Consider the following 21,915-nt stretch of genomic DNA (forward strand, 5'->3'; position numbering starts at 1 on the left):
GCGACCTTACTGTCTTATTGACAGTAGGTCGCTCCAGGCTGTAGACAAAGTGTTATCAAGAGATAAAGCATTTTTTTCGTTGCTTTCCTCGGGCGTTGCGCAAGCTGTTGCTCCTTGGATCCTAGCGGCCAACGAGCAAGGTCTTGCCTGCCTCTGACAATGCGTTAAACACGCACTTTTCCCGTAGGAGTCAACGAAATATGACACTTTTTAGGTAATACCGTGACGGAAAACCGGGCATGCAGGCGGTTTAGAGCGCAATCCTTCAAGAATTATGCTTGCTGGTACCGCTTAAAGACGAGTGATGCATTGTGCCCACCAAAACCGAGCGAATTGCTTACTGCATACTCGACGTCCCATGCTCTGCTACCTTCACGAACGTAATCTAAATTACAGCCTTCGCTTGGTTGTTCGAGATGAATCGTCGGGTGAACCGTTTGTTCTTGCAACGACTTGATTGTTGCAATCGCCTCGACGCCACCTGCACCACCGAGTAAATGACCGATCATTGATTTCGTCGAGTTCACAGCGAGTTTCGCTGCATGTTCTCCGAAGACCGTATGAATGGCTTTCGTTTCCAGAACATCATTCATTGGCGTACTCGTACCATGCGCATTGATATATTGAACAGCAGTTGGCTCGATGTTCGCATCTTGAATCGCCATCGCCATCGCACGTGCGCCTCCATCACCATCCGGATCTGGAGCAGTAATATGATACGCATCTGCAGTCAGACCGTATCCACTGACCTCTGCGTAGATTTTTGCTCCACGAGCAATCGCGTGATCGTATTCTTCAAGGACGAGAATGCCTGCCCCTTCTCCCATGACAAATCCATCGCGTCCCTCATCGAATGGACGGCTCGCTGTATTCGGGTCATGATTTGTCGACATCGCTTTGTTCGCACAAAAACCGGCGAACGCTAAGTTCGTGATTGGTGCTTCCGCCCCACCGGCAATCATGACATCCGCATCACCACGTTCGATTACGCGTAACGCTTCACCGATTGCATTCGTACCTGAAGCACAGGCAGTGACAGAACAGTTATTTGGACCTTTCGCTCCTGTATAAATCGAAACTTGACCACTAGCCATATTCGGAATCATCATTGGAATGAAGAACGGGCTGACACGACGATGTCCGCGCTCAAAGTAGATTTTCGCTTGTTTTTCAATCGTCTCCACGCCACCAATCCCTGAACCAATCCATACGCCTGTACGTTCAGCATTCGACTTGACATCAAGTCCTGCATCTTTGACAGCTTCCATGCTTGCGACCAGTGAATAGTGAACAAATCGATCCATCTTGCGTGCTTCTTTTGCTTCGATGAATTCTGTAATATCAAACCCTTGTAACTCACCCGTCACTTTTGTTGGATACTCATCGATATCAAGTCGCTCCATCGGACGAATCCCGTTTTCACCTGCTTTTAATGCATTCCAAAATGTATCCACATCATTTCCAATCGGTGTTAGTGCACCCATACCAGTAACTACTACTCGTTTTCTCGTCATCTTATATGTTCTCCCCTTTAGTCCAAGTAATGTAAGAAGCTCCCCAAGTCAATCCGGCACCAAAGCCTGCGAGAACGAGTGTCGTTCCCGGCTGTAGTCGCCCTTGACGCCGCGCTTCTTCTAAAGCCAACGGAATCGAAGCCGCTGATGTATTTGCATGTTCATCAATCGTGACGATGACTTTCTTTTCATCGATGCCTAATCGTTCGCGTGCCGCGTCGATAATCCGTAAGTTTGCTTGGTGCGGAATCAATAAGTCAAGTGATTCCAACGATCCGTTCGCTTTTTGAATGACTTTATCGACAATCTCTGGTAATTTTCGAACGGCAAATTTAAACACTTCTCGTCCGTTCATTTCAATTGGCCCATCCAACTCTTTAAACAACAGATGCGCTCCTCGCCCATCCGTTCCGAGTTCAAACGCATTCAACCCTTGCTGTTCTGTTGGTCCGAGGACGACTGCACCCGCACCATCTCCAAATAAAATTGCTGTCGACCGGTCTGACCAGTCGACGATGCTCGACATTTTTTCTGCCCCAATGACAAGCGCATATTTAGAGTTCGTCGTCTCCATCATGCTTGATGCTGTTTGAAGAGCGAAAATGAAGCCGCTGCAGGCAGCACTAACATCAAATGCCGTCGCGCCTAGCGCCCCTAACCGTTCCTGAACGATACAGGCTGTTGAAGGAAAGGCACGTCCCGTCGCTGTTCCGACGACAATCAATCCGATATCGTCTGCTGTTAGGTCCGCATCGATCAATGCTTGTTTAGCGGCCTCTGTCGCTAAATCCGTTACATCGACTTCGTCTGTTGCAATCCGTCTTGCACCGATTCCCGTTCGTGTCCGAATCCATTCATCGCTCGTATCAAGCGTTTTCGCTAAATCATCATTTGTAATTCGACGTTCTGGTAATGACGTCCCTAGTCCTACAATCCCGATATTCATGTGGTCGCTCCTTTAGTATTAGTATCTGGTACTAATATAAAGCGTTAATCCTTTTTTGTCAAAGAAAAAAGAAGGGTCCCTTCAATCAAGGCCCTCCTCCGTCCACCTTACGCTTCTGAATCTGCTAGCGTTCGTACAACTTCCATGACCATCTTCGCAGAGTTAATCGACGCAATTTCTAAAAATTCATCAAATGAGAGTGAAGCTTCCTCATCTGCACTATCCGAGATCGAACGTGTTACGACGAAAGGAACATCGAATTGATGACAGACTTGTGCGATCGGTGCTGCTTCCATTTCAACTGCTGCGACGTCCGGGAAGTTCTTTTTAATGAGTGTCGAGCGCTCTGTATCCTGAATGAAGGAATCTCCTGTCACGATTAGACCGTGAACGACATTAATCGACTCCATCCGTTCGATGACGGCTTCAGCTGTCGCGACAAGTTTTTCGTCTGCCACGTAAGCAGCTGGCATACCCGGTACTTGTCCATATTCATATCCGAATGCTGTCACGTCGACATCATGATGACGGACTTCTGTCGAGACGACGACGTCACCGACAGTCAGCCCTGCCTTAAATCCACCAGCAGAACCCGTATTGATGACGGCACTGGGTTTAAAATGATCCAGTAACAATGTCGTTCCAATCGCAGCATTCACTTTCCCGATGCCTGATTTCAAGATGACGACTGGCACACTGTTCAACAAACCTTCATAAAAATGATAGTTAGCAATCATCGTGTCTTTTCGTTCAGAAAGTTCATTCCGAAGTAAGTTGACCTCTTCTTCCATTGCTCCAATGATAGCGATTGGCATACTCATTCCTCCATCATACAGAAAGCCGGATTGCTCCGGCTTCATCGTTTTATTTATTTAATCGATGTAATTTTTACAGCGAAATCTCCACCTGGAGCCTGTACCGATACTTTCTCACCTACACTATGTCCGAGTAAGCTTTTAGCGATTGGTGATTCGTTCGAGATTTTACCTGTGAACGGATCCGCTTCTGCACTTCCGACAATCGTGTACGTTTCTTCTTCATCATCTTCAAGAATCAAGAATGTGACCGTCGTTCCGATACTAACGACCGAAATATCCTTTTCTTCTTCAGAAATAATTGCTACGTTACGTAGCATTTCCTCAAGTTGTGCAATTCGTCCTTCGACCATCGCTTGTTCTTCTTTCGCTGAATCATATTCTGCGTTCTCAGACAAGTCTCCGAAAGATCGGGCAATCTTAATATTTTCAACTACTTCTTTACGGCGGACTGACTTCAGTTCGTTTAACTCGTTCTCAATTTTCGCTTTACCGTCAAGCGTCATATAATACTGTTTTTCTGCCATTTTTGTCACGCTCCTTTTTATTCCACTAGTATAGTATATTCACATCTTTTTTGGAATCAATATCCTCTTTCATCAAGTGCTGTTCGATAATCGAGTATGGCACGAATCTTCGTTACGAGGAGATCAATCGCGACATGATTCTCTCCACCTTCCGGAACGATGATATCTGCATAGCGTTTTGTCGGCTCACAAAACTGAAGATGCATCGGACGGACGACATTCGTATACTGCTCGACGACCGAGTCGATTGATCGACCACGTTCGTTGATATCACGTTGCATCCGTCGTAAAATCCGTACGTCCGCATCTGTATCGACAAACACTTTAATATCCATCAATTCCCGTAAACGCTCATCTTCAAGCGCTAAGATTCCTTCGACGATGATAACATCACGTGGATCGAGTTTGATCGTCTCCTCCGCTCGCGTATGCGCAACGTAATCATAAACAGGTTTTTCGACCGCAATGTTTTCACGTAACGATTTGATGTGGTTAATCAGCAAATCATTATCGAATGCAAACGGATGGTCATAATTTGTTTGATATCTTTCTTCCATCGAGAGTGTACTTTGATCTTTATAGTAAGCATCTTGCTCGATCATGACGATCGATTCGCTCGGGAAAGCTGCGACGAGTGAGCGTGCGACTGTCGTCTTTCCTGATCCCGTACCTCCAGCAACGCCAATTACAACCGGTTTTTGCATTGATTTTGTTCCTCCATCATTCCGACTTGATTTTTCGACTTACGGAAACACCGTCTCCGAGTGGAAAAATCGTCGTATCGTATTGTTCTTGTTCCATCATCCAGACTGTGAATTCCTTGACGAGACGGACGAGTCGTCGTCTTCTTCGATCAAACGTTTTTGGATCTGTTTCTAAAACATCACCATGTAAAAACAGATTATCCGTGTATAAAATCCCGCCTATTGGCACAAGCCGCCCATAACCGTTGAAGAATTTTTTATACTGCCCTTTCGCCGCATCGATGAAGATTGCATCGAACTCTTGGTCAAGGGTTTCGGCTAATTCTACTGCATCTGCAAAAACGATGTCAATTCGGTCCGCGACATCTGACCGGGCGATGAATGCTTTTGCCTCTTCATACCGTTTTGCATTTCGTTCGACTGTCGTGATGCGTGCGTTCGGCAATGCACGTGCCATTCGAATCGCGCTATATCCAATTGCCGTCCCGAGTTCGAGTATCCGCTTTGGTTGTTGTAGCGTCAGCAAGGATAATAACACTTCTGACCCCGTCAATTCAATGATTGGGATGTGATGTTCCTTAGCATATGCTTCCATCTCTTCGAGTAGCGAATCACGTGGCTTAATCATTGCTTCAACATACGCTGTAAACTCATTCATTCGAACTACTCCTTCTCCGCATAAACAGGTTGACCTGGAACGAAAATACTCGTCCCAAACCAACCCGATGCTCATTGCTCTTTACTTGCTTCGTATTCAACCCATTCCGGTTTATACTTTACGACATTACGTTGATGTTCTTCATACGTCTCTTCGTAAAGAATCTGTCCTTTTGGATTTTTTTCACTCGGTGGCCGAGCAAAGAAATAAACATACTTTGTTTTATTCGGATTGAGTACGGCGAGTACGGAATCTTTACTGACTGTTGAAATCGGACCGATTGGAATTCCCTCATATTTATACGTATTGTATTTCGAGTTATTCTCAAGATCCTTCAATGTCGTTAATGCCGTGTTTTCCCCCGTACCATACCAGACTGTTGGATCCGACTGAAGTTTCATACCATCATCAAGACGATTTTTGAAAACGCCAGCGATTTCACGGCGGTCTTTCGCTGTTGCCGCTTCACGTTCAACCATCGATCCAAGACTGAGGACTTCATGGAATGTCATTCCTGATTCTTTAATCGCATCTGCATTTGCATCATAAATTTTTTCCATCTCGTCAAGCATCGTCTCAGCAATTTGATTGATGTTTTTCCCTTTATCAAATTCATACGTCGCCGGGAACAAGTAACCTTCAAGGGAGTAGAGTACTCCTTTTTGTTTCACTTCATCCGTTAACATCGGATACTTTTCAATCAAACTGTTGATGTACGTTTGATCCGTCAGTGCTTTACGAACAGCCTCTTGCTTAAAGCCCGTTGCTTTTTCAATCACGGCGATTTGCCGATCCATCGTAATCCCTTCAGGAATCGTCATCTTGACATCTGCTGCTTTCATGACTTTACCGGTTTTCAACTTATTGATGATTTCGTCCGGTGTCATCGCTTGCGTCAGCGTGTACGTTCCCGCTTGGAATGACGATTCATTCTTATAGCGAACGTAATAGCGAAAAATCGTTTCATTTGCAATCAATTCTTTGTCCTTTAGGATATTTGAAATCGTACTTGTTCCAGCACCTAACGGAATTTCGACTTTCACGGATTTTGTTGCGTCCGCGTTGACGGGTTCGAGTGAATTTTTTAAAAAGATATAGATTGCCGCACCTGCTACTAAGAAAATCGTGAATAACACTGAAAGGATGATGAGCGTAATCCGGCGTGATGTCCGGCGGCGCTTGTTTTCGATTTCAGCATTGTGCTTCCATTCGTTCTCCATCGGTTCCTCCTTTTTCTCTTAAAACAAGGTGACCTCGAAAGAGCATTGCTCCTTCGACATCACCTTATACACGAGTCGGTTATTCAAGCTCGTCTTCTAATGTATTGAAGACTTCTTCGATTTCATCCCACGTTTCCGTGTCATCTTCTTCGATCGGAACAAGATTGAAGTCATTGTCTCCGTCGCCATACTCGTCTAGTTCGTAAACGAAGATGTCGACTTCTTCCGCGTTGTCGTAGTCAGCACCGACTGGCTCGAGGAAGATATACGTTTTGTTTGAGCGTGGGCTCTCATAACGTAACCGCTCCATAAATTCGAAATCATTACCTTCACCATCTGGAATTACGTAACGTGTTGGTTCATTCTGTTGCATCATTCATCCGCTCCTTTAATGCAGTCTCGAGTTCATCCCAAATCTGCTCATCATTTTCATCGATCAGGCTCAGTTCAAAATCATCGTCGCCTTCTCCATACTCATCAATCTCACAGATGATTAAATCATCTGCGCCATCTTCTGGATTCCCTATCATTTCGAGGAACAGATACGTTTTCCCTGTTCGCTCGCTGACATAACGGTACCATTCTTCGAAAAGATGTTCGCCACCGTCTTCATCCGGAAAGAGATACTGGCGCTTTTCTTCAGACATCTCATTTCCTCCTTTACCGGTTCGCCCGATCCAAATACGATTGTAGGATCATGACTGCCGCCATCTTATCGATGACTTGTTTTCGTTTTTTTCGACTGACATCTGCGTCGATCAACATACGCTCTGCCTGCATCGTCGTGAGACGCTCATCGACGAGAACTGTTGAAAGTCCTGTCGCTGATTCGATTTCACGCGCGAACGCTTCACTTGCTTCTGCTCGCGGACCAATCGAACCGTTCATGTTTTTCGGATGTCCGATGACGATGATTTCGACACCGTACTCTTTAATGATTGCCTCTAGTCGCTTGAAGGCGACAGGATAATCGGGTTCTGTCCATTTGACGGTCTCGACGCCTTGCGCCGTCCAGCCCATCAAATCACTCACCGCGACTCCAATCGTCTTCGAACCGACATCGAGTCCGATCGCACGCTTCATTTTTTGTCTCCACTCTCCGACAGATAGGATTTGACGAGTTCTTCAAGCAATTCATCTCGTTCAATCTTACGGATTAGATTACGTGCATCATTATGACGAGGAATGTAAGCAGGATCCCCAGATAGAAGGTATCCGACGATCTGATTAATTGGATGATATCCTTTCTCTTCCAAAGCGTGATAGACCGTCAACAACACTTCCCGTGTCGCTGCTTTACTATCGTCTTCCGGAAAATTAAATTTCATCGTTTGATCCATCTGACTCACGTTAATCACCTCTTTCATTTACACTACTTTTCTATTATGCCAGTGATTGCGCATAATGTGAAGCATACGCCAACGCTTCATTTAATTTCGAAGCATCTTTCCCGCCTGCTTGGGCCATATCAGGGCGACCACCGCCACCGCCGCCACAACGTGTCGCAACTTCTTTAATCAATTTCCCAGCATGATAACCTTGGTCGATTAAGTCTTTTGAGACGCTTGCGACGAGGTTCACTTTGTCGCCTTGCGCACTGCCGAGGACGATGATTGCTGACTCGAGTGAACCTTTCAATTCATCCATCATCCCACGTAATGCATCCATATCAGACACATCGACACGTTTCGAAAGGACTTGCACACCATTGATCAGTTCAACGTCATCTTTAAGTGATGCTGCTTCGATATTCGAAAGTTTTGCTTGGAGTGATTCGTTTGCGCGTTCTGTCTCACGTAATTGAACTTGTAACGCTTCGATTCGACTCGGAACTTCCGTCGTTTTCGTCTTCAGGACACGTGCTGCTTGTTCGAGCGTCTCAAGATGCGCATTCATGACACGATATGCACCAGCTCCTGTGACCGCTTCAATCCGACGTGTACCAGCACCGATACCTGATTCAGAAACAATTTTGAAAAGACCGATTTCCGCCGTGTTCTTGACGTGGATCCCGCCACATAATTCGATTGAATACGTTCCTGCCGATACGACGCGGACCGTTTCACCATATTTTTCACCGAACAGTGCCATTGCCCCTTTTGCTTTTGCATCGGCGATGTTCATTTCTTCGATATTGACAGCCAGCGATGCCCAGATTGCCTGATTGACATCCTGTTCAATCGTTTTCAGTTCATCTGCCGTGACTGCACCAAAGTGAGAGAAGTCAAAGCGGAGACGATCTGCTGACACGAGTGATCCTGCTTGATTGACGTGCGTGCCGAGTGTATCTTTTAGTGCTTTATGCAACAAGTGTGTTGCTGTATGGTTTTTCGTAATGGCTTTACGTGCTGCGCCTTCGACTTCTGCGATGACTGAAGCGTCCGCGAGTGCAATCCCCGTCCGAACGATGACCGTATGCAAGTTTTGACCGTTCGGTGCTTTTTGTACGTCTTTGACGTCTAAGACGAAATCTTTTCCTTCAATCGTTCCTGTATCCGCGACTTCACCACCGCTCTCAGCATAAAACGGCGTGATGTCTAAAATGACTTGTGCCTGTTCGCCTGCTGCGACTTCCGTGACATGTTCTCCATCATGAAGCAATGCGACGATCGTTGCATCCGTCTTCACATCCGTATAACCGACGAACCGGCTTGGTACCGTCAATGTCGCAAGAACTTCAGATTGCTGTTGCATCGATCCGCCATCTTCACGTGCCGCACGGGCCCGCTTACGTTGCTCATCCATCGCCCGTTTGAAGCCTTCTTCGTCAACTGCCATTTGATGATCTTCTGCATATTCGACTGTCAATTCGAGGGGGAAACCGTACGTGTCGTAAAGACGGAATGCATCTTCCCCACTAATCGTATGCTCTCCATTATTTTTAGCCGTCTGAGCGACCGTATTTAAAATCGCGAGACCATCTTGTAATGTTTCATGGAAACGTTCTTCTTCATTCTTGATGACACGTTTGATGAAGTCCGCCTTCTCTGGAACTTGTGGGTAAAAGTCAACCATGACGCCACCGACCGTATCCACGAGCTCGTACATGAACGGACGTTCGATTCCAAGCATCTTCGCATAGCGGACTGCCCGGCGAAGTAAACGACGGAGGACATACCCGCGTCCTTCGTTCGATGGCAATGCGCCGTCGCCAATCGCAAACGAAACTGTTCGGATATGATCAGCGATGACTTTGAATGCTACATCCAGCTTCGCGTCATCACGGTATTTTTTACCACTCATTTCTTCCGTCTTATGGATGATCGGCATGAACAAGTCCGTATCGAAGTTCGTCGGCACGTTTTGTAAGACACTAGCCATCCGTTCGAGACCCATTCCTGTATCAATGTTTTTGCGTGGAAGTTCTGTGTAGTTCCCGTTTCCATCATGGTTATACTGACTGAAAACGATGTTCCAGATTTCAAGATAACGTTCATTTTCGCCACCCGGGTAGAGTTCTGAATCGTTCGGGTCGTCACCGAAGTCTGGACCACGATCAAAGAAAATTTCCGTGTTCGGACCAGATGGACCTTCACCGATTTCCCAGAAGTTATCTTCGAGCGGAATGATCCGTTCAGCCGGAACACCGAGCTCAAGCCAGATTTGGCGTGCCGCATCGTCTTCCGGATGGATCGTAACAGACAAGTACTCTGGATCTAGACCGTACCACTCGTCACTCGTTAAGAGTTCCCAGCCCCATTTGATCGCATCTTCACGGAAGTAATCACCGACTGAAAAGTTACCGAGCATTTCAAAAAACGTATGGTGACGTGCCGTTTTACCGACGTTTTCGATATCGTTCGTCCGGATCGATTTTTGTGCATTGACGATTCGTGGATTGTCTGGGATGACACGTCCATCAAAATATTTTTTTAATGTCGCGACACCTGAGTTAATCCAAAGCAATGTTGGATCTTCCACTGGTACGAGAGAAGCACTCGGTTCCACAGCGTGACCTTTCGATTGGAAAAAGTCGAGATACATCTGACGGATTTGTGCGCCAGTCAACGGTTTTAATGGTTTCATCGAAAATACCCCCAATTAATTAATAAGTTCATCCTGAACGCAAAAAAAACGATGCATCATCCCCTAGGAAAGGGACGAAAGCATCGCTCTCGTGGTACCACCCTCGTTCGCAACATCCTCTGTTACGGATGTTACCTCGAAAAATCCAATAACGGGGATTAACCGCAAGTGTTTTCACTCGACTCAAGAAGGAGCTTCAAATGATTCATCATGGAGATGGTTGCAGCAAATCCATCTCTCTCTTCGTCATGATTGCATCACTCTACTTATCTTCTATCAACGTTTTGCGTCCATTCATCTAACGTGATTATTACCTATCCAACGTATTCCGTCAAGTCTTTGTCGCACCACCCAGACGTTCAATCAACCGCGTCCGTCGACGAGGTTCTTCTTCTTGTGATGCCTTGTGAAAGGCGCGTGGATCTCCGAACAACAACAAACTTGTTTTCGCACGGGTCACGGCCGTATAAATTAAGTTTCTCGAATGCTTAAAGGCGCCCGTAAAGAAGACCGGCATCAGAACGATCGGAAACTCCGACCCTTGGGCTTTATGGATCGTGATCGCATAGGCATGTGTGAATTGGTCCCAGTCACTGCGATTGTATTCGACTTCCGTCTGGTCGAACCGCGCGATAATTTTATCGACTTTATCGACGTTTTCTTTCGCAAAAAAGATGTTGACGATTTCGCCGATATCACCATTGTAGACATTTTCTTCCGCATTGTTGACGAGCTGAAGAATCTTATCTCCACTCCGGTACAGCCGATTCCCTTGCTTCACTTCCCGTTTTTTCGGTGCTTCCGGATTGTAGACATTTTGCAGCGCGAGATTGAGTTCATCAATCCCGACTTGTCCGCGATATGTCGGGGCGAGGACTTGGACGTCGAACTTCGAGTAACCTTTTGCTAACGCTTTTTCAGCGAAGGCGGCAATCCCGCGTAATGATTCCTGCGGAGCAAGTGAATAAAAACGACGGTCCGATAACGGTGCCAATAAATCAGCTGATGTGACCCGATTTTTCAAATCATGAGCCAATCGTAAAATCGACGAATCCTCCGCTTGACGGTGTACGACATTGAGTCGTACGACCGGAATCCCGTCCGTATCCATTAAATCAGCCAAAACTTGTCCCGGACCGACCGACGGCAGTTGATCCCGGTCACCAACGAACAAGATTTTCATCCCGTTCGGTACGGCGCGAAGGAGACTCGACAAGAGGTAGATATCAATCATCGATGATTCATCGATGATCAACACTTTTCCGGTGATTGGTTGATCTTCATTCAATTGAAAATTTGAGCCGTCGTATTTCAACAGCCGATGAATTGTCATCGCCGGAACATCGGTCGCTTCCGACAATCGTTTTGCAGCACGCCCGGTCGGTGCGACGAGAACGTACGGATACACATCACCTGATTTGACTTGACTTTTTTCGAGCGGCCAATCGTGGATTTCTTGTAAGGCATGTAAGATTCCTTTGATGACCGTCGTTTTACCGGTTCCTGGTCCACCGGTCAAGACCATCAATGGTGCTTTGACGGCCAGTTCAATCGCTTCTCGTTGTTGCGTCGCATATTCCATCCCGAAACGTTCTTCGAGCTGACCGATTGCCGTTAAGATCGTCGCGACATCGACTTCTTGCTCTGCTCCATTCGCCATGACGCGTGCCAGCTCTTTTGCCGCCCTGACTTCCGCATAATAAATCGTCGGCAGATACAGACAGCCTTCTTCGAGTTTTACTTTATCTTCTGTCAACAACAACTCGATTGCCTGTTCGAGTCGTTCTCCTGGGTCTTCGCCTAGCAGGCGGGGTGCCCGCTGCAACAATGAATCAATTGTCGCAAAAGCATGTCCTTCCCCTGCCTCTTGCTCAAGTATGTGCATGACGGACGCTGCAACGCGTTCCGGGTGAAGACCAATCAAGCCGAGATGGGAGGCAATTTGATCGGCCGTCTTAAAACCGATCCCGCTCACTTCGTACATCAAGGAATACGGGTTTTCACGAATCCGCGCCATCGCATCCCCTTCGTACGCCGCATAAATTTTAGCTGCAAGTTTCGGCGTGACGTCGAACGGTGCCAAAAACAACATCAATTGATCAACGCCATAGAGCGTTGCCAGTCGACTGAAGATGACGTCAGCTTGTTTTTGTTTAAGTCCAGGCACACGATCGAGGGCACGGCTATCTTTTAAGATGACATCAATCGCATCCTCGCCAAGTGCCTCGACGATATTTTTCGCTGTTTTCGGACCAATGCCGGTAAACGATCCATTCGTCAAAAAGCGGACAGCGGCATGCTTCGTCATCGGGACAGAACGGCGAATTAATTCTGCCTTTAATTGTTTACCAAACCGTGGATGGTCCACTAAACGGCCAAACGCCTGATACGTACCGCCAAGTTCAATCCCGACTCCCGTTCCCGTCACGACGAGTTCAGTTTCTTTCAATTCAAAGTTTTTTTCCTTAACAGCCACCAATACGATGGAATGCGCTTCTTCTTCGGAGGAGAAGAGCACACGTTTAACACGACCGACGACTTGATGAGGGTGCTCCATCACTCCACCTACTTTCTAAAAGACTACGATTTACTACGCTCTCATCATCATAGCACTCGTTTAATCGATTTAAAATCAGGGAAAGTGAACTTGAACTAAAAATTGAATTGGAGGAGAAGCATGTGGGACGATTACCAATTGCTGGTTTATGTGAATTAGTACTTGAAGTAGAGGATATGGAACGCGCTGTCAACTTTTGGCATGGGACGCTCGGAATACCGATTGTCGAGCAATGGGCTCCAGATGACGCGGAACCAAGTAAAGAACAAGCGACGCAAGACGGCGTTTGGGCGACATGGCTCTATATTGGCGGAAACACGCGACTTGGACTCTGGCTCAAACGAGATTTCACACTCGAGGAACGGACTGTGAAAAATCTACCGGTCACGAAGTGGGATTCGCTTTATGATGAAGGAGGGACTCACGTCCACTGCGCCTTTTACATTGAAAAAAACCGATTCGAGGACGCTCTGAACGTCTTACGGGAAGCAGATATTGCCGTTAAGATTCGAGAATGGGATGAACAAGAAACTTCGAATGATAAAGAATACTCCGCTTATTTTAAAGATACTGAACAAAATGTGATTGAGCTCTATACAAAAAATATGGACGAGGCGTACGAAGACTTTTCTGGTCCGCCGCAACGCGTCGTACGTGAAGTCGGAAACTAACGCAATCTTCAAAACGATCAGAGACGGAATGCGCTTTAAAGCGGTCGCATGACACAGGCAAGGATTAAACCCTCTTGAACGATAAGAAATTGCACAAAAATGGCCGATGGTCCCTTGAAAAGTGGGATCATCGGCCATTTGATTGTTGAAGGACGGAAACATCCGTCACACGGCTTGATGCTGGTCTGACTTATGCGTCAGACCCATTCATTGACCTTATTTCAACAAAGAATCCATTTTCGCTTTCGCATCTTGCGCAAGCGTATGATTCGGTTGATATTCAAGAACCGTCTCGAGCTCCGTATAACACGCTTCTTGCTGACCAAGAAATGCAAGGGCAATCGCATAGTTATAGCGTGCGTCCGTGTGCGTTTCTTCTAACAACAGGACTTGCTCGAAAATTTCTGCCGCTTCTTCGATCTGTTCGTTTTGTGCGAGCGCAAGGCCGTATTGGAAAGCAATTTCGACGTCCACCCCGTTCAATTCCGTCGCTTGTTTCAAGCGAGGAATTCCCCGGACAGGATCGCCGAGCTTTTGATACGTCAGACCAAGCATGAAGTGTAGATCGGCGTCATCAAGTCCATGGAGTAAGGCGAGCCGCAAGGCATCTTCTGCCTCGACCAGTTGCTCTGCCGCAAAGAACAATGCCCCTTTTGCATAGTGGGCACTGGCGAACGTCGGGTCAATTGTCAGCGCCTTTTCATAAAAGCGTAATGCCCGGTCTGCATCATCCATCGATTGAAGCAACGTTCCCAAGTTGACATATGCCGTCGGATCATTCGGGTTTTCTTCAATCGCATCGTTGAAGGCTTGCGCAGCCAGTTCGTAATTTCCCGCTTCTAAATGTCTGAATCCTACTTCGTTATAATTCATCGTGTTCTCTCCCTTATGCAAGATACGTAAGACGTTCGCCCGCTTTGTACGCTTCGTCAATCGTTGCGCCACCTAAGCAGACATCACCATCATAAAATACGACGGCTTGTCCTGGTGTAATTGCCCGTTGGCGTTCGTCAAAGGCAACATCAAGACGTCCATTTTCAAGCAAGCGGACAGTCACGCCTGAGTCTTCTTGACGGTAGCGGAACTTCGCCGTACACCGGAATGTATCGCCGACTTTAAGTGGTGCCGTCCAGCTGATGTCCGACGCATATAATCCTTCCGAGTAGAGCAGTTCATTATGGAAGCCTTGATCAACGAACAAGACGTTATCCGCAAGATTTTTTCCAACAACGAACCAAGGCTCTCCGTCTCCGCCAATCCCTAACCCATGACGCTGTCCCATCGTGTAATACATCAAACCATCGTGACGTCCCATGACTTTTCCGTCGAGTGTCCGCATTTCGCCTGGTTGTGCCGGGAGATATTGGCTGAGGAATTGTTTAAAGTTCCGTTCCCCGATAAAACAGATACCGGTCGAATCTTTTTTCTTCGCCGTCGCCAAGTTCGCTTCTTCCGCGATTTTCCGGACTTCTGACTTTTCCATGTGACCGATCGGGAACATCGCTTTCGCAATTTGGTCTTGTGAGAGTTGGTTCAAGAAGTACGTTTGGTCTTTATTCGTATCGATCCCACGGAGTAACTTGTGTTCCCCGTCTTCATAGACCGCACGCGCGTAATGACCTGTCGCGACAAAATCCGCCCCGAGACGCATGGCGTGATCAAGAAACGCTTTGAACTTGATCTCCTTGTTACACATGACATCAGGATTCGGTGTCCGACCCAGTTTATATTCATTCAAGAAATACGTGAAGACTTTGTCCCAGTATTCTTTTTCGAAGTTGACTGCATAGTACGGAATGCCGATTTGATTGGCGACCGCGATTACATCTTCATAGTCTTCCGTCGCTGTACAAAAACCGTCTTCATCCGTATCATCCCAGTTTTTCATGAAGATTCCGATGACGTTGTACCCTTGTTCTTTCAGCAAGTGTGCTGTGACGGACGAGTCGACGCCGCCAGACATTCCGACGACGACTGTCGTCTCACTTGGCGCTTTTGCTCTTGTATTCATTGCTTTCACCTCTTATTTGTTCTGAAACGATTTTACGACATCTATCAATCCTTGTGCGAGTAGTTCGACTTGCCCGGCATCATTTCCACGGCCGAAACTAATTCGGACCGATTGCCGCGTCCGGTCATTTTCACCGTACATCGCGGACAACACGTGAGATGGTTCAATGGAACCTGCCGTACAGGCACTCCCGCTCGAGACGGCAATTCCGCGCATATCGAGCATGATTAAAAACGGTTCAATCTCGACACGCGGGAAATAGAGATTGACGATATGCGGCAGTCCTGGATGCCCATTTTGTTCATAGGAAATCGAACTAGCCTCGAGACGATTGAGTAACAGGCGACGCAAGTCTTCCGACTGGGCTTTCAGTATGTCACGTTCTGCTACGATCAATTGAACGGCTTTTGCGAAACCGACGATTCCAGCGACGTTTTCTGTTCCCGCGCGACGCTTCCGTTCTTGTTCGCCACCATACGACTGCACTTCTAACTGGACGCCTGTTCGGACGTAGAGCATCCCGACACCTTTTGGTCCATTGATTTTATGACTTGATGCCGATAATAGGTCAATATGACATGCTTCGACGTCGAGACTCAGCTTGCCAAAGACTTGGACCGCATCTGTATGAAAGAGAATGTTTTGTTTGTTTAATAACTGGCCCATTTCCTTGATTGGTTGCAGTGTCCCGACTTCATTGTTTCCGAACATGACCGAAACAAGAATCGTATCCGGGCGAAGCGCTGCCGCGAGTGCATCGACCGTGACGATGCCCGACTCCGGCACTTCTAAATACGTCACGTCAAACCCACGTTTTTCGAGTTCTTCGAACGCACGCAGGACGGCATGGTGTTCGAAGCGTGTCGTGATGACATGCTGTCCCTTGTCTTGATGTTTCATCGCGGCACCCAAAATCGCATAGTTATCCGACTCCGTCCCCCCCGCCGTGAAGATGATTTCATTCGGTTTGGCATTCAGTTCACTCGCGATTGTCCGACGTGCCGCGTCAATCGCTGCCCGGCCCGAACGACCGAATGCGTGGACGCTCGACGGATTTCCGAATTGCTCGAGCATATATGGAGTCATTGTTTGGAGTACATCAGGGTGCATCGGCGTTGTCGCCGCATGATCAAAATACATCATTTCGTCTCACCTTTCATATATAGAACATATATCCAGTATCATCGTCTTCCGCTAAATCCTTTAATGTCGTCGAATCCAGTACTTGATCGACTGCACTTTGGATTTTATCCCATAACTTTCGTTTCGTCACTTCATCAGAATTGTCCCCTTCGACAACGACGAGTGGTCCTTCAAGCAAACGAATGATATCGCCGGCCGTGATTTCTTCCGCTTTACGCCCTAACTTATAACCGCCGTAAGCGCCACGGACACTTTTGACCAGCCCGCCATTTCGGAGCGGGGCAATCAATTGTTCCAAATAATGCTCCGACAGATTATACATTTGCGCAATTTTCTTTAAGGATAACGGCTTTTGTTCGCCTCCTTTAGCGAGTGCGATCATGATTGTCAGACCATACCGGCCTTTCGTCGAGATTTTCATCATGCGAAATAACATCCTTTCTAGTATAGTAGGAGCTGAATCCACGTCGAAAGAAGGAACGCTACCTATGGCTAATTTATTTGAATCAAAATATCCTGCTGGACCACTCGCCAACCGGATGCGTCCTCAGTCACTGGACGAAATCGTTGGTCAACGGCATTTAATTGGAGAGACGACCCTCTTACGTCGCGCTATCCTTGCCGATCGGCTCGGGACGGTCATTTTTTATGGTCCACCAGGAACAGGGAAAACGACACTCGCACGCGTCATCTCGAGTTACACGAAGTCGGCTTTTGAACAGTTGAATGCCGTCACCGCAAAACTCGACCAATTACGCGACGTCTTAAAGGCGGCGGAGTCTCGTTTACAGTTTGATGATCAAAAAACAATTCTCTTTTTGGATGAAATCCATCGTTTTAATAAAATGCAGCAAGACGCGTTGCTCCCTGCTCTTGAAGCAGGTACGATCACTTTAATCGGGGCGACGACGGAAAATCCAAGCTTCGAGGTCAACGCCGCTTTACTCTCTCGGGCGACCGTCTTTCGGTTCGAACCACCGACGGCAGACGATTTACGTGTCGTGCTTAACCGAACGTTAGCTGATAAAGACCGCGGTCTCGGAAAATATCCGATTTCCATTACAGATGAAGCGATTGATCATTACGTTAAACTATCCGACGGCGACTATCGCGCCCTGCTAAATGCACTCGAGCTCGCCGTCTTGACGACTCCGGAAGTCGACGGTGAAATCACGATTGACCTCGCCGTCGCGGAAGAATCGATTCAGCAAAAAGCATTGAAATACGATAAAGACGGCGACCGCCATTATGATGTCATCTCGGCTTTCATTAAATCAATCCGTGGATCCGATCCCGACGCAGCATTATATTGGCTCGCCGTCATGATTGAAGCGGGCGAAAGTCCTCGCTTCATCGTCAGACGATTGTACGTCCATGCCGCAGAAGACATCGGGCTATCGGATCCACAAGCCCTGTTGATTGTCGACGCTTGTGCTCGCGCGTGTGAATACGTCGGTTTTCCGGAAGCACGGATTCCGCTCGCTGAAACCGTATTGTATTTGGCGACGGCACCTAAATCAAATACCGTCATCACAGCGATTGATAAAGCGCTCGCTCTCGTACGACGTTCGGACGGCGGACCGGTCCCACCGCATCTTCGTGACGCCCATCATCCCGGTGCAGAAGCACTCGGAAATGGTGTCGCTTATCAATACCCGCACCAGTTTCCTCATGCTTACGTGAAACAAAGCTATTGGCCGGAAAACTTAGCGCGGACGAAACCGGTCTTTTACGAGCCGAGCCCACGCGGTTTTGAGAAACAACTCCAAGCCCGACTCGAGTTTTGGAAAAAACAGCCGTAACCATTCAAGATGCGAAAAAGCGACCGAAGTGGTCGCTTTTTTTAACGGACGCGTTCGATCGTAACGCCTGCTTCGCGAACGATCTCATTGATGACGTGACTTGCTGCAATCAAACCACCGACTGACGGAACGAATGCGTTCGAACTTGGGGGCATCTTCGCTTTTCGAATAACCGCTTCGTCATTTCCGACGACTTGACGCACTTCTTCGATGATTTTGACAGGTGGTTCATCCGAGAAGACGACAGGAACCCCTTTATGGATCCCTTCCTTGCGTAAACGTGTCCGGATGACTTTCGCTAACGGATCATATGTCGTGTCTTTGATGTCAACGATCTTAATCCGTGTCGGATCCATTTTATTTGCCATCCCCATACTCGAGATGATTGGAATGTTTCGTCGTTTACACTCTTTAATTAAATGAATCTTGAACGAGACAGTATCTGATGCATCGATGACATAGTCCGGTTGTTGTTCAAAAAAGGATTCGTACGTTTCTTCATTGTAAAACATCTTCAGACGGACGATCTCAATGTCGGGATTAATCAACATCAAACGATCTGCCATCGCATCGACTTTCGGCTGTCCGACGGTCGGGAGCAAGGCATGGATTTGCCGGTTGACGTTCGTGATATCGATGTCATCTTTATCGACGAGAATCAATCGTCCGACACCACTCCGTGCCAGTGCTTCTGCTGAAAACGATCCGACGCCGCCAATTCCTAAGATAGCGACAGACTTTGATGCCAATGCTTCAAGTCCCGTCTTACCGATTGCTAATTCATTACGTGAAAATTGATGCAACATTTCTCTAACCTCACAATTCTCATACTGTTTTACTCGGAATTATATCATAAAAAAAAACGTCATGCGACGTGTCTTTTTTAAAACGTTTTTTAATTTTAATAAAAAGACGATGGGACCCGAAGTGCCGTGTCGATACCTTATTTTTGAACCTGCTGTGCAGGTGGGTGTCTTATCCGATTCCTATTCGTACGTCCTCCTGCTGTGTTACGAGGCATGTACTACTAGTTGGAACGTCAAACTCCCTATCAAAAAAGAGTGGCTCAAAGATAAAAGGCGGCTCTCGTACATCTCAGGAACCCCATCTGTTGCATTTAATATAGCATTCCCCTAACCGAATTGCAACTCAATCTGCTTCTAAAAAAATGATATTTTTTTAACGGCTCAGCGTGATGTCCAACGCTTCGTGAAGGCGCCTGTCGGATCATACATTTGCTGCTGAAAAGTAGGATTGAAGCGTGGAATTCGAGTCGCGTTTCCGACACCTGCGATATAAGCCCAGTTACCGTAATTTGAAGCGACGTCATAATCGATCAGTTGGCTTTCAAAGTATGACGCACCGACGCGCCAGTCCTGTCCAAGCTCATGAGTCAAATAACTCGCAGTAATTTGCCGCCCACGATTCGACATCCATCCTGTTTCTCGAAATTCATGCATGAAGGCATCTACGAACGGTTGCCCGGTTCGTCCTTCGATCCACATCGAAATGATTGACTCGTCCGTCGACCAGACTTTACTCCCTTCTCCTAATCCGTGTGCAAGAAATAATCGGTTCTTTGTCTCACGCATCGTGAAATGAAAAAAGTCGCGCCAAAGTAACTCGAAATACAACCAGTATGTCGATTCATTAGCACCATGGCGTCTTTCCGCGTTTTGAAGTTCTGCCATGACCCGGCGTGGGGATAAGGAACCGTTCGCTAACCAGGCCGATAATTTGGAGGAATCATCCCGACCGAAACCATTCCGTGTTTCCTTATACGTAAAAACGGGTCCTTCTAGATACGCCTTTAATCTTGCTTTCCCCGTCATCTCGCCTCCTTCAAAGGGAAACGCAGCATCTGAGTCATAAGCGGGTAACGTAATAGCAGCCGTAGGGTATTCAAGCGCGATTGGTTGTTCAAAATGACCCGACCGCTCGACTTTCTTTCGAAAGGCCGAAAAGACATGCGCCAATTTATCGCTACCGATTTGTTCACGGCGGTACAACGTCTGTGTTTCATAGATGCGTGCCGTGAATTGTGCAAGCACTGCCTGCTCATCAATCAACTCGTAATACCCTGTCATTCGATGAAAATAAACGACGTCTCCCGGCTTCATAAACCGTCCCAACTGTTCGCTGACGTCCCCGGTTAAAATCGTTAACTCGATTCCGAGTCGTCCTAACTCTTCCTGAAGCGTCTGTAACGTTTCACGCTCAAATTTCAGTTGCGCATGTCCCCGTTCAAATCGTCTCGTATTTAACGGTTGTTGAACAAAAACAGCTTTGACCGTTGAATGTGCCTGCCGTGCCTGTGCTAAGGCTTCGTGATCATCGACACGTAAATCAGCACGGTACCATACGATTCCACTCATCATCTCGTCTCCTCTCCACTCGTCTAGTTTCATCATCTCAAGGATTTCGTGATTCGCCTACTCTGCAATATGCCGAAAAGGTTTCAGCTTTTTGTTTTCGTGGAATATAGTTAATACAAAACGGTGTAAGGAGTGACAGGCAGATGGCTAAAAAAGGAAAATTAAGAACGTTAATCACGCTCGCGACGACAGTTGGACCAATCGTCTATAAGTTTTATAAACAACAACAATCTAAAAAAACGACGAATACCCCTAAATAAAACGTCAAGACGCGACGGACTTCATCGTCCCTCGCGTCTTTTTTGTTGTCATTTTTTACTGACACCAAGACTTCCCTCTTCATAAAACCGCCACGGATAGTGTGTCGCTTCACCGGCATTCGGAATCCCGACTCGTGTCGTCTCGATGATTTGTCCGGCTTGACCCGCAACGAGCCGGAAACGTTCTTGATACAAATCTTCTCCCGACTCAGCAGTCGTTAACCCGAAGGCCTGACAAAGCTTCGCCGGTCCGTTGACTAAGTTTTTGAGTTGGGCTTTTGTCAGTTCGTGATACGATCTATTAAATCGACGGTAGGCGATGATCTCATGACCTGAGATGATTTCCGCCCCACGCAGTAAAACGGCATACCCTTGTCCGACGTCTCCACAGACGAAATTTAAGCAATGATGCATGCCATAGGTGAAGTAGACATAGAGATGCCCCGCTTCACCGAACATCGGTGCCGTCCGTTTCGTCGGGCGGCCACTGTAAGAATGTGCAGCTTGATCGTACGGTCCGAGATACGCTTCGACCTCGACGATTCGCATCGTGACGTCATCAACCGTCAGGACACTTCCAATCAAGTCTTTGCCGACCTCAAGCGGCGATCGTTCAAAAAAACTCCGTTCCATTGCTGTCTCCTCCTATTCTTCCAATCACTCTTACGGAAATCAGAATCTTGAAT

Annotated in this window: 22 protein-coding genes and 1 other RNA gene; 2 read left to right on the forward strand and 21 right to left on the reverse strand. The window is 47.1% G+C overall.

The genetic code is table 11. The annotated features are described in order from the left end of the window. Window positions 1-272: 272 nt before the first annotated feature. The 13 genes from fabF to recD2 all read right to left on the reverse strand — a co-directional run bounded on the left by fabF (window position 273) and on the right by recD2 (window position 12,967). Window positions 273-1,514, reverse strand: a complete 1,242-nt coding sequence (gene fabF / locus KNP96_RS01790) for a beta-ketoacyl-ACP synthase II (protein WP_088837503.1) — start codon at window positions 1,512-1,514, stop codon at window positions 273-275. 1 nt (window position 1,515) lies between these two features. Beyond that, window positions 1,516-2,460 (reverse strand): beta-ketoacyl-ACP synthase III, encoded by a 945-nt coding sequence (locus tag KNP96_RS01795; RefSeq protein WP_088837504.1) that lies wholly within the window; start codon window positions 2,458-2,460, stop codon window positions 1,516-1,518. 107 nt (window positions 2,461-2,567) lie between these two features. Next, window positions 2,568-3,275, reverse strand: coding sequence for a 5'-methylthioadenosine/S-adenosylhomocysteine nucleosidase (mtnN, locus tag KNP96_RS01800; protein ID WP_088837505.1), 708 nt, complete (start codon window positions 3,273-3,275; stop codon window positions 2,568-2,570). A 53-nt stretch (window positions 3,276-3,328) separates the two neighbouring features. Further along, on the reverse strand, window positions 3,329-3,802 hold the full coding sequence (gene greA, locus KNP96_RS01805; protein ID WP_088837506.1) for a transcription elongation factor GreA: 474 nt from the start codon (window positions 3,800-3,802) through the stop codon (window positions 3,329-3,331). Between the two features lie 56 nt (window positions 3,803-3,858). Further along, a complete protein-coding gene (udk, locus tag KNP96_RS01810) occupies window positions 3,859-4,506 on the reverse strand; it encodes a uridine kinase (protein ID WP_214766460.1) in 648 nt (215 codons plus the stop codon). Window positions 4,507-4,522: 16 nt separating this feature from the next. Next, window positions 4,523-5,164, reverse strand: coding sequence for an O-methyltransferase (locus KNP96_RS01815; protein ID WP_029331012.1), 642 nt, complete (start codon window positions 5,162-5,164; stop codon window positions 4,523-4,525). A 71-nt stretch (window positions 5,165-5,235) separates the two neighbouring features. Next, window positions 5,236-6,384: an endolytic transglycosylase MltG gene (gene mltG / locus KNP96_RS01820; protein WP_214768668.1), complete on the reverse strand. Its 1,149-nt coding sequence runs from the start codon at window positions 6,382-6,384 to the stop codon at window positions 5,236-5,238. Between the two features lie 79 nt (window positions 6,385-6,463). After that, window positions 6,464-6,757, reverse strand: coding sequence for a DUF1292 domain-containing protein (locus tag KNP96_RS01825; protein ID WP_029331014.1), 294 nt, complete (start codon window positions 6,755-6,757; stop codon window positions 6,464-6,466). Further along, window positions 6,744-7,031 carry a DUF1292 domain-containing protein gene (locus tag KNP96_RS01830; protein ID WP_214768670.1) on the reverse strand — a complete coding sequence of 96 codons (288 nt, stop codon included), beginning with the start codon at window positions 7,029-7,031 and terminating at the stop codon, window positions 6,744-6,746. The genes KNP96_RS01825 and KNP96_RS01830 overlap by 14 nt, the downstream gene beginning before the upstream one ends. Before the next feature lie 13 nt (window positions 7,032-7,044). Continuing rightward, window positions 7,045-7,467, reverse strand: a complete 423-nt coding sequence (ruvX, locus tag KNP96_RS01835; protein ID WP_029331016.1) for a Holliday junction resolvase RuvX — start codon at window positions 7,465-7,467, stop codon at window positions 7,045-7,047. Beyond that, window positions 7,464-7,733 carry an IreB family regulatory phosphoprotein gene (locus KNP96_RS01840; protein ID WP_029331017.1) on the reverse strand — a complete coding sequence of 90 codons (270 nt, stop codon included), beginning with the start codon at window positions 7,731-7,733 and terminating at the stop codon, window positions 7,464-7,466. Before KNP96_RS01840 ends, ruvX begins: the two co-directional genes overlap by 4 nt. A gap of 34 nt (window positions 7,734-7,767) precedes the next feature. Continuing rightward, window positions 7,768-10,410 (reverse strand): alanine--tRNA ligase, encoded by a 2,643-nt coding sequence (gene alaS / locus KNP96_RS01845; protein ID WP_214768673.1) that lies wholly within the window; start codon window positions 10,408-10,410, stop codon window positions 7,768-7,770. Between the two features lie 331 nt (window positions 10,411-10,741). Next, window positions 10,742-12,967, reverse strand: a complete 2,226-nt coding sequence (gene recD2 / locus KNP96_RS01850) for an SF1B family DNA helicase RecD2 (protein WP_088837510.1) — start codon at window positions 12,965-12,967, stop codon at window positions 10,742-10,744. A 122-nt stretch (window positions 12,968-13,089) separates the two neighbouring features. On the opposite strand from recD2, the gene KNP96_RS01855 reads away from it, so the two are divergent. Continuing rightward, a complete protein-coding gene (locus KNP96_RS01855) occupies window positions 13,090-13,638 on the forward strand; it encodes a VOC family protein (protein ID WP_088837511.1) in 549 nt (182 codons plus the stop codon). Window positions 13,639-13,854: 216 nt separating this feature from the next. Here the strand turns inward: KNP96_RS01855 and KNP96_RS01860 are convergent, their stop codons facing one another. Genes KNP96_RS01860 through cymR form a run of 4 tightly spaced genes read right to left on the reverse strand, consistent with a single transcriptional unit; the run spans window position 13,855 to window position 17,213 of the window. After that, the gene (locus KNP96_RS01860) at window positions 13,855-14,571 is read right to left on the reverse strand and encodes a tetratricopeptide repeat protein (RefSeq protein WP_235195163.1); all 717 of its coding nucleotides are present in this window, start codon (window positions 14,569-14,571) and stop codon (window positions 13,855-13,857) included. Continuing rightward, window positions 14,525-15,649: a tRNA 2-thiouridine(34) synthase MnmA gene (gene mnmA / locus KNP96_RS01865; RefSeq protein ID WP_214768675.1), complete on the reverse strand. Its 1,125-nt coding sequence runs from the start codon at window positions 15,647-15,649 to the stop codon at window positions 14,525-14,527. Before mnmA ends, KNP96_RS01860 begins: the two co-directional genes overlap by 47 nt. A gap of 12 nt (window positions 15,650-15,661) precedes the next feature. Next, on the reverse strand, window positions 15,662-16,792 hold the full coding sequence (locus KNP96_RS01870) for a cysteine desulfurase family protein (RefSeq protein WP_088837512.1): 1,131 nt from the start codon (window positions 16,790-16,792) through the stop codon (window positions 15,662-15,664). Window positions 16,793-16,805: 13 nt separating this feature from the next. Next, window positions 16,806-17,213, reverse strand: a complete 408-nt coding sequence (gene cymR / locus KNP96_RS01875) for a cysteine metabolism transcriptional regulator CymR (RefSeq protein ID WP_088838504.1) — start codon at window positions 17,211-17,213, stop codon at window positions 16,806-16,808. Between the two features lie 67 nt (window positions 17,214-17,280). On the opposite strand from cymR, the gene KNP96_RS01880 reads away from it, so the two are divergent. Next, window positions 17,281-18,594, forward strand: coding sequence for a replication-associated recombination protein A (locus KNP96_RS01880; RefSeq protein WP_214766470.1), 1,314 nt, complete (start codon window positions 17,281-17,283; stop codon window positions 18,592-18,594). Between the two features lie 41 nt (window positions 18,595-18,635). Here KNP96_RS01880 and KNP96_RS01885 read toward each other — a convergent pair whose 3' ends face one another. From KNP96_RS01885 to KNP96_RS01900, 4 genes are all read right to left on the reverse strand, one after another. Then, a complete protein-coding gene (locus tag KNP96_RS01885) occupies window positions 18,636-19,400 on the reverse strand; it encodes a tRNA threonylcarbamoyladenosine dehydratase (protein ID WP_088837514.1) in 765 nt (254 codons plus the stop codon). Window positions 19,401-19,509: 109 nt separating this feature from the next. Further along, a non-coding RNA gene (gene ssrS, locus KNP96_RS01890) (6S RNA) lies at window positions 19,510-19,699 on the reverse strand. An 82-nt stretch (window positions 19,700-19,781) separates the two neighbouring features. Next, window positions 19,782-20,969: a DASH family cryptochrome gene (locus KNP96_RS01895; protein WP_214768677.1), complete on the reverse strand. Its 1,188-nt coding sequence runs from the start codon at window positions 20,967-20,969 to the stop codon at window positions 19,782-19,784. A 308-nt stretch (window positions 20,970-21,277) separates the two neighbouring features. Beyond that, the gene (locus KNP96_RS01900) at window positions 21,278-21,862 is read right to left on the reverse strand and encodes a DNA-3-methyladenine glycosylase (RefSeq protein WP_088837516.1); all 585 of its coding nucleotides are present in this window, start codon (window positions 21,860-21,862) and stop codon (window positions 21,278-21,280) included. Window positions 21,863-21,915: the final 53 nt, after the last annotated feature.

It is taken from the genome of Exiguobacterium sp. s133 (assembly GCF_018618595.1).
GTDB classification, from domain to species: domain Bacteria; phylum Bacillota; class Bacilli; order Exiguobacteriales; family Exiguobacteriaceae; genus Exiguobacterium_A; species Exiguobacterium_A oxidotolerans.

What these genes read in the sequence shown, in the direction of transcription:
- mtnN (WP_088837505.1), bottom strand. Translation starts at nt 3,275, where the DNA reads ATGCCAATCGCTATCATTGGAGCAATGGAAGAAGAGGTCAACTTACTT.
- mnmA (WP_214768675.1), bottom strand. Translation starts at nt 15,649, where the DNA reads ATGAATACAAGAGCAAAAGCGCCAAGTGAGACGACAGTCGTCGTCGGA.
- fabF (WP_088837503.1), bottom strand. Translation starts at nt 1,514, where the DNA reads ATGACGAGAAAACGAGTAGTAGTTACTGGTATGGGTGCACTAACACCG.
- recD2 (WP_088837510.1), bottom strand. Translation starts at nt 12,967, where the DNA reads ATGGAGCACCCTCATCAAGTCGTCGGTCGTGTTAAACGTGTGCTCTTC.
- KNP96_RS01825 (WP_029331014.1), bottom strand. Translation starts at nt 6,757, where the DNA reads ATGCAACAGAATGAACCAACACGTTACGTAATTCCAGATGGTGAAGGT.
- KNP96_RS01885 (WP_088837514.1), bottom strand. Translation starts at nt 19,400, where the DNA reads ATGTTGCATCAATTTTCACGTAATGAATTAGCAATCGGTAAGACGGGA.
- mltG (WP_214768668.1), bottom strand. Translation starts at nt 6,384, where the DNA reads ATGGAGAACGAATGGAAGCACAATGCTGAAATCGAAAACAAGCGCCGC.
- KNP96_RS01795 (WP_088837504.1), bottom strand. Translation starts at nt 2,460, where the DNA reads ATGAATATCGGGATTGTAGGACTAGGGACGTCATTACCAGAACGTCGA.
- KNP96_RS01870 (WP_088837512.1), bottom strand. Translation starts at nt 16,792, where the DNA reads ATGATGTATTTTGATCATGCGGCGACAACGCCGATGCACCCTGATGTA.
- udk (WP_214766460.1), bottom strand. Translation starts at nt 4,506, where the DNA reads ATGCAAAAACCGGTTGTAATTGGCGTTGCTGGAGGTACGGGATCAGGA.
- KNP96_RS01900 (WP_088837516.1), bottom strand. Translation starts at nt 21,862, where the DNA reads ATGGAACGGAGTTTTTTTGAACGATCGCCGCTTGAGGTCGGCAAAGAC.
- KNP96_RS01880 (WP_214766470.1), top strand. Translation starts at nt 17,281, where the DNA reads ATGGCTAATTTATTTGAATCAAAATATCCTGCTGGACCACTCGCCAAC.
- KNP96_RS01815 (WP_029331012.1), bottom strand. Translation starts at nt 5,164, where the DNA reads ATGAATGAGTTTACAGCGTATGTTGAAGCAATGATTAAGCCACGTGAT.
- cymR (WP_088838504.1), bottom strand. Translation starts at nt 17,213, where the DNA reads ATGAAAATCTCGACGAAAGGCCGGTATGGTCTGACAATCATGATCGCA.
- greA (WP_088837506.1), bottom strand. Translation starts at nt 3,802, where the DNA reads ATGGCAGAAAAACAGTATTATATGACGCTTGACGGTAAAGCGAAAATT.
- KNP96_RS01830 (WP_214768670.1), bottom strand. Translation starts at nt 7,031, where the DNA reads ATGTCTGAAGAAAAGCGCCAGTATCTCTTTCCGGATGAAGACGGTGGC.
- KNP96_RS01895 (WP_214768677.1), bottom strand. Translation starts at nt 20,969, where the DNA reads ATGAGTGGAATCGTATGGTACCGTGCTGATTTACGTGTCGATGATCAC.
- ruvX (WP_029331016.1), bottom strand. Translation starts at nt 7,467, where the DNA reads ATGAAGCGTGCGATCGGACTCGATGTCGGTTCGAAGACGATTGGAGTC.
- alaS (WP_214768673.1), bottom strand. Translation starts at nt 10,410, where the DNA reads ATGAAACCATTAAAACCGTTGACTGGCGCACAAATCCGTCAGATGTAT.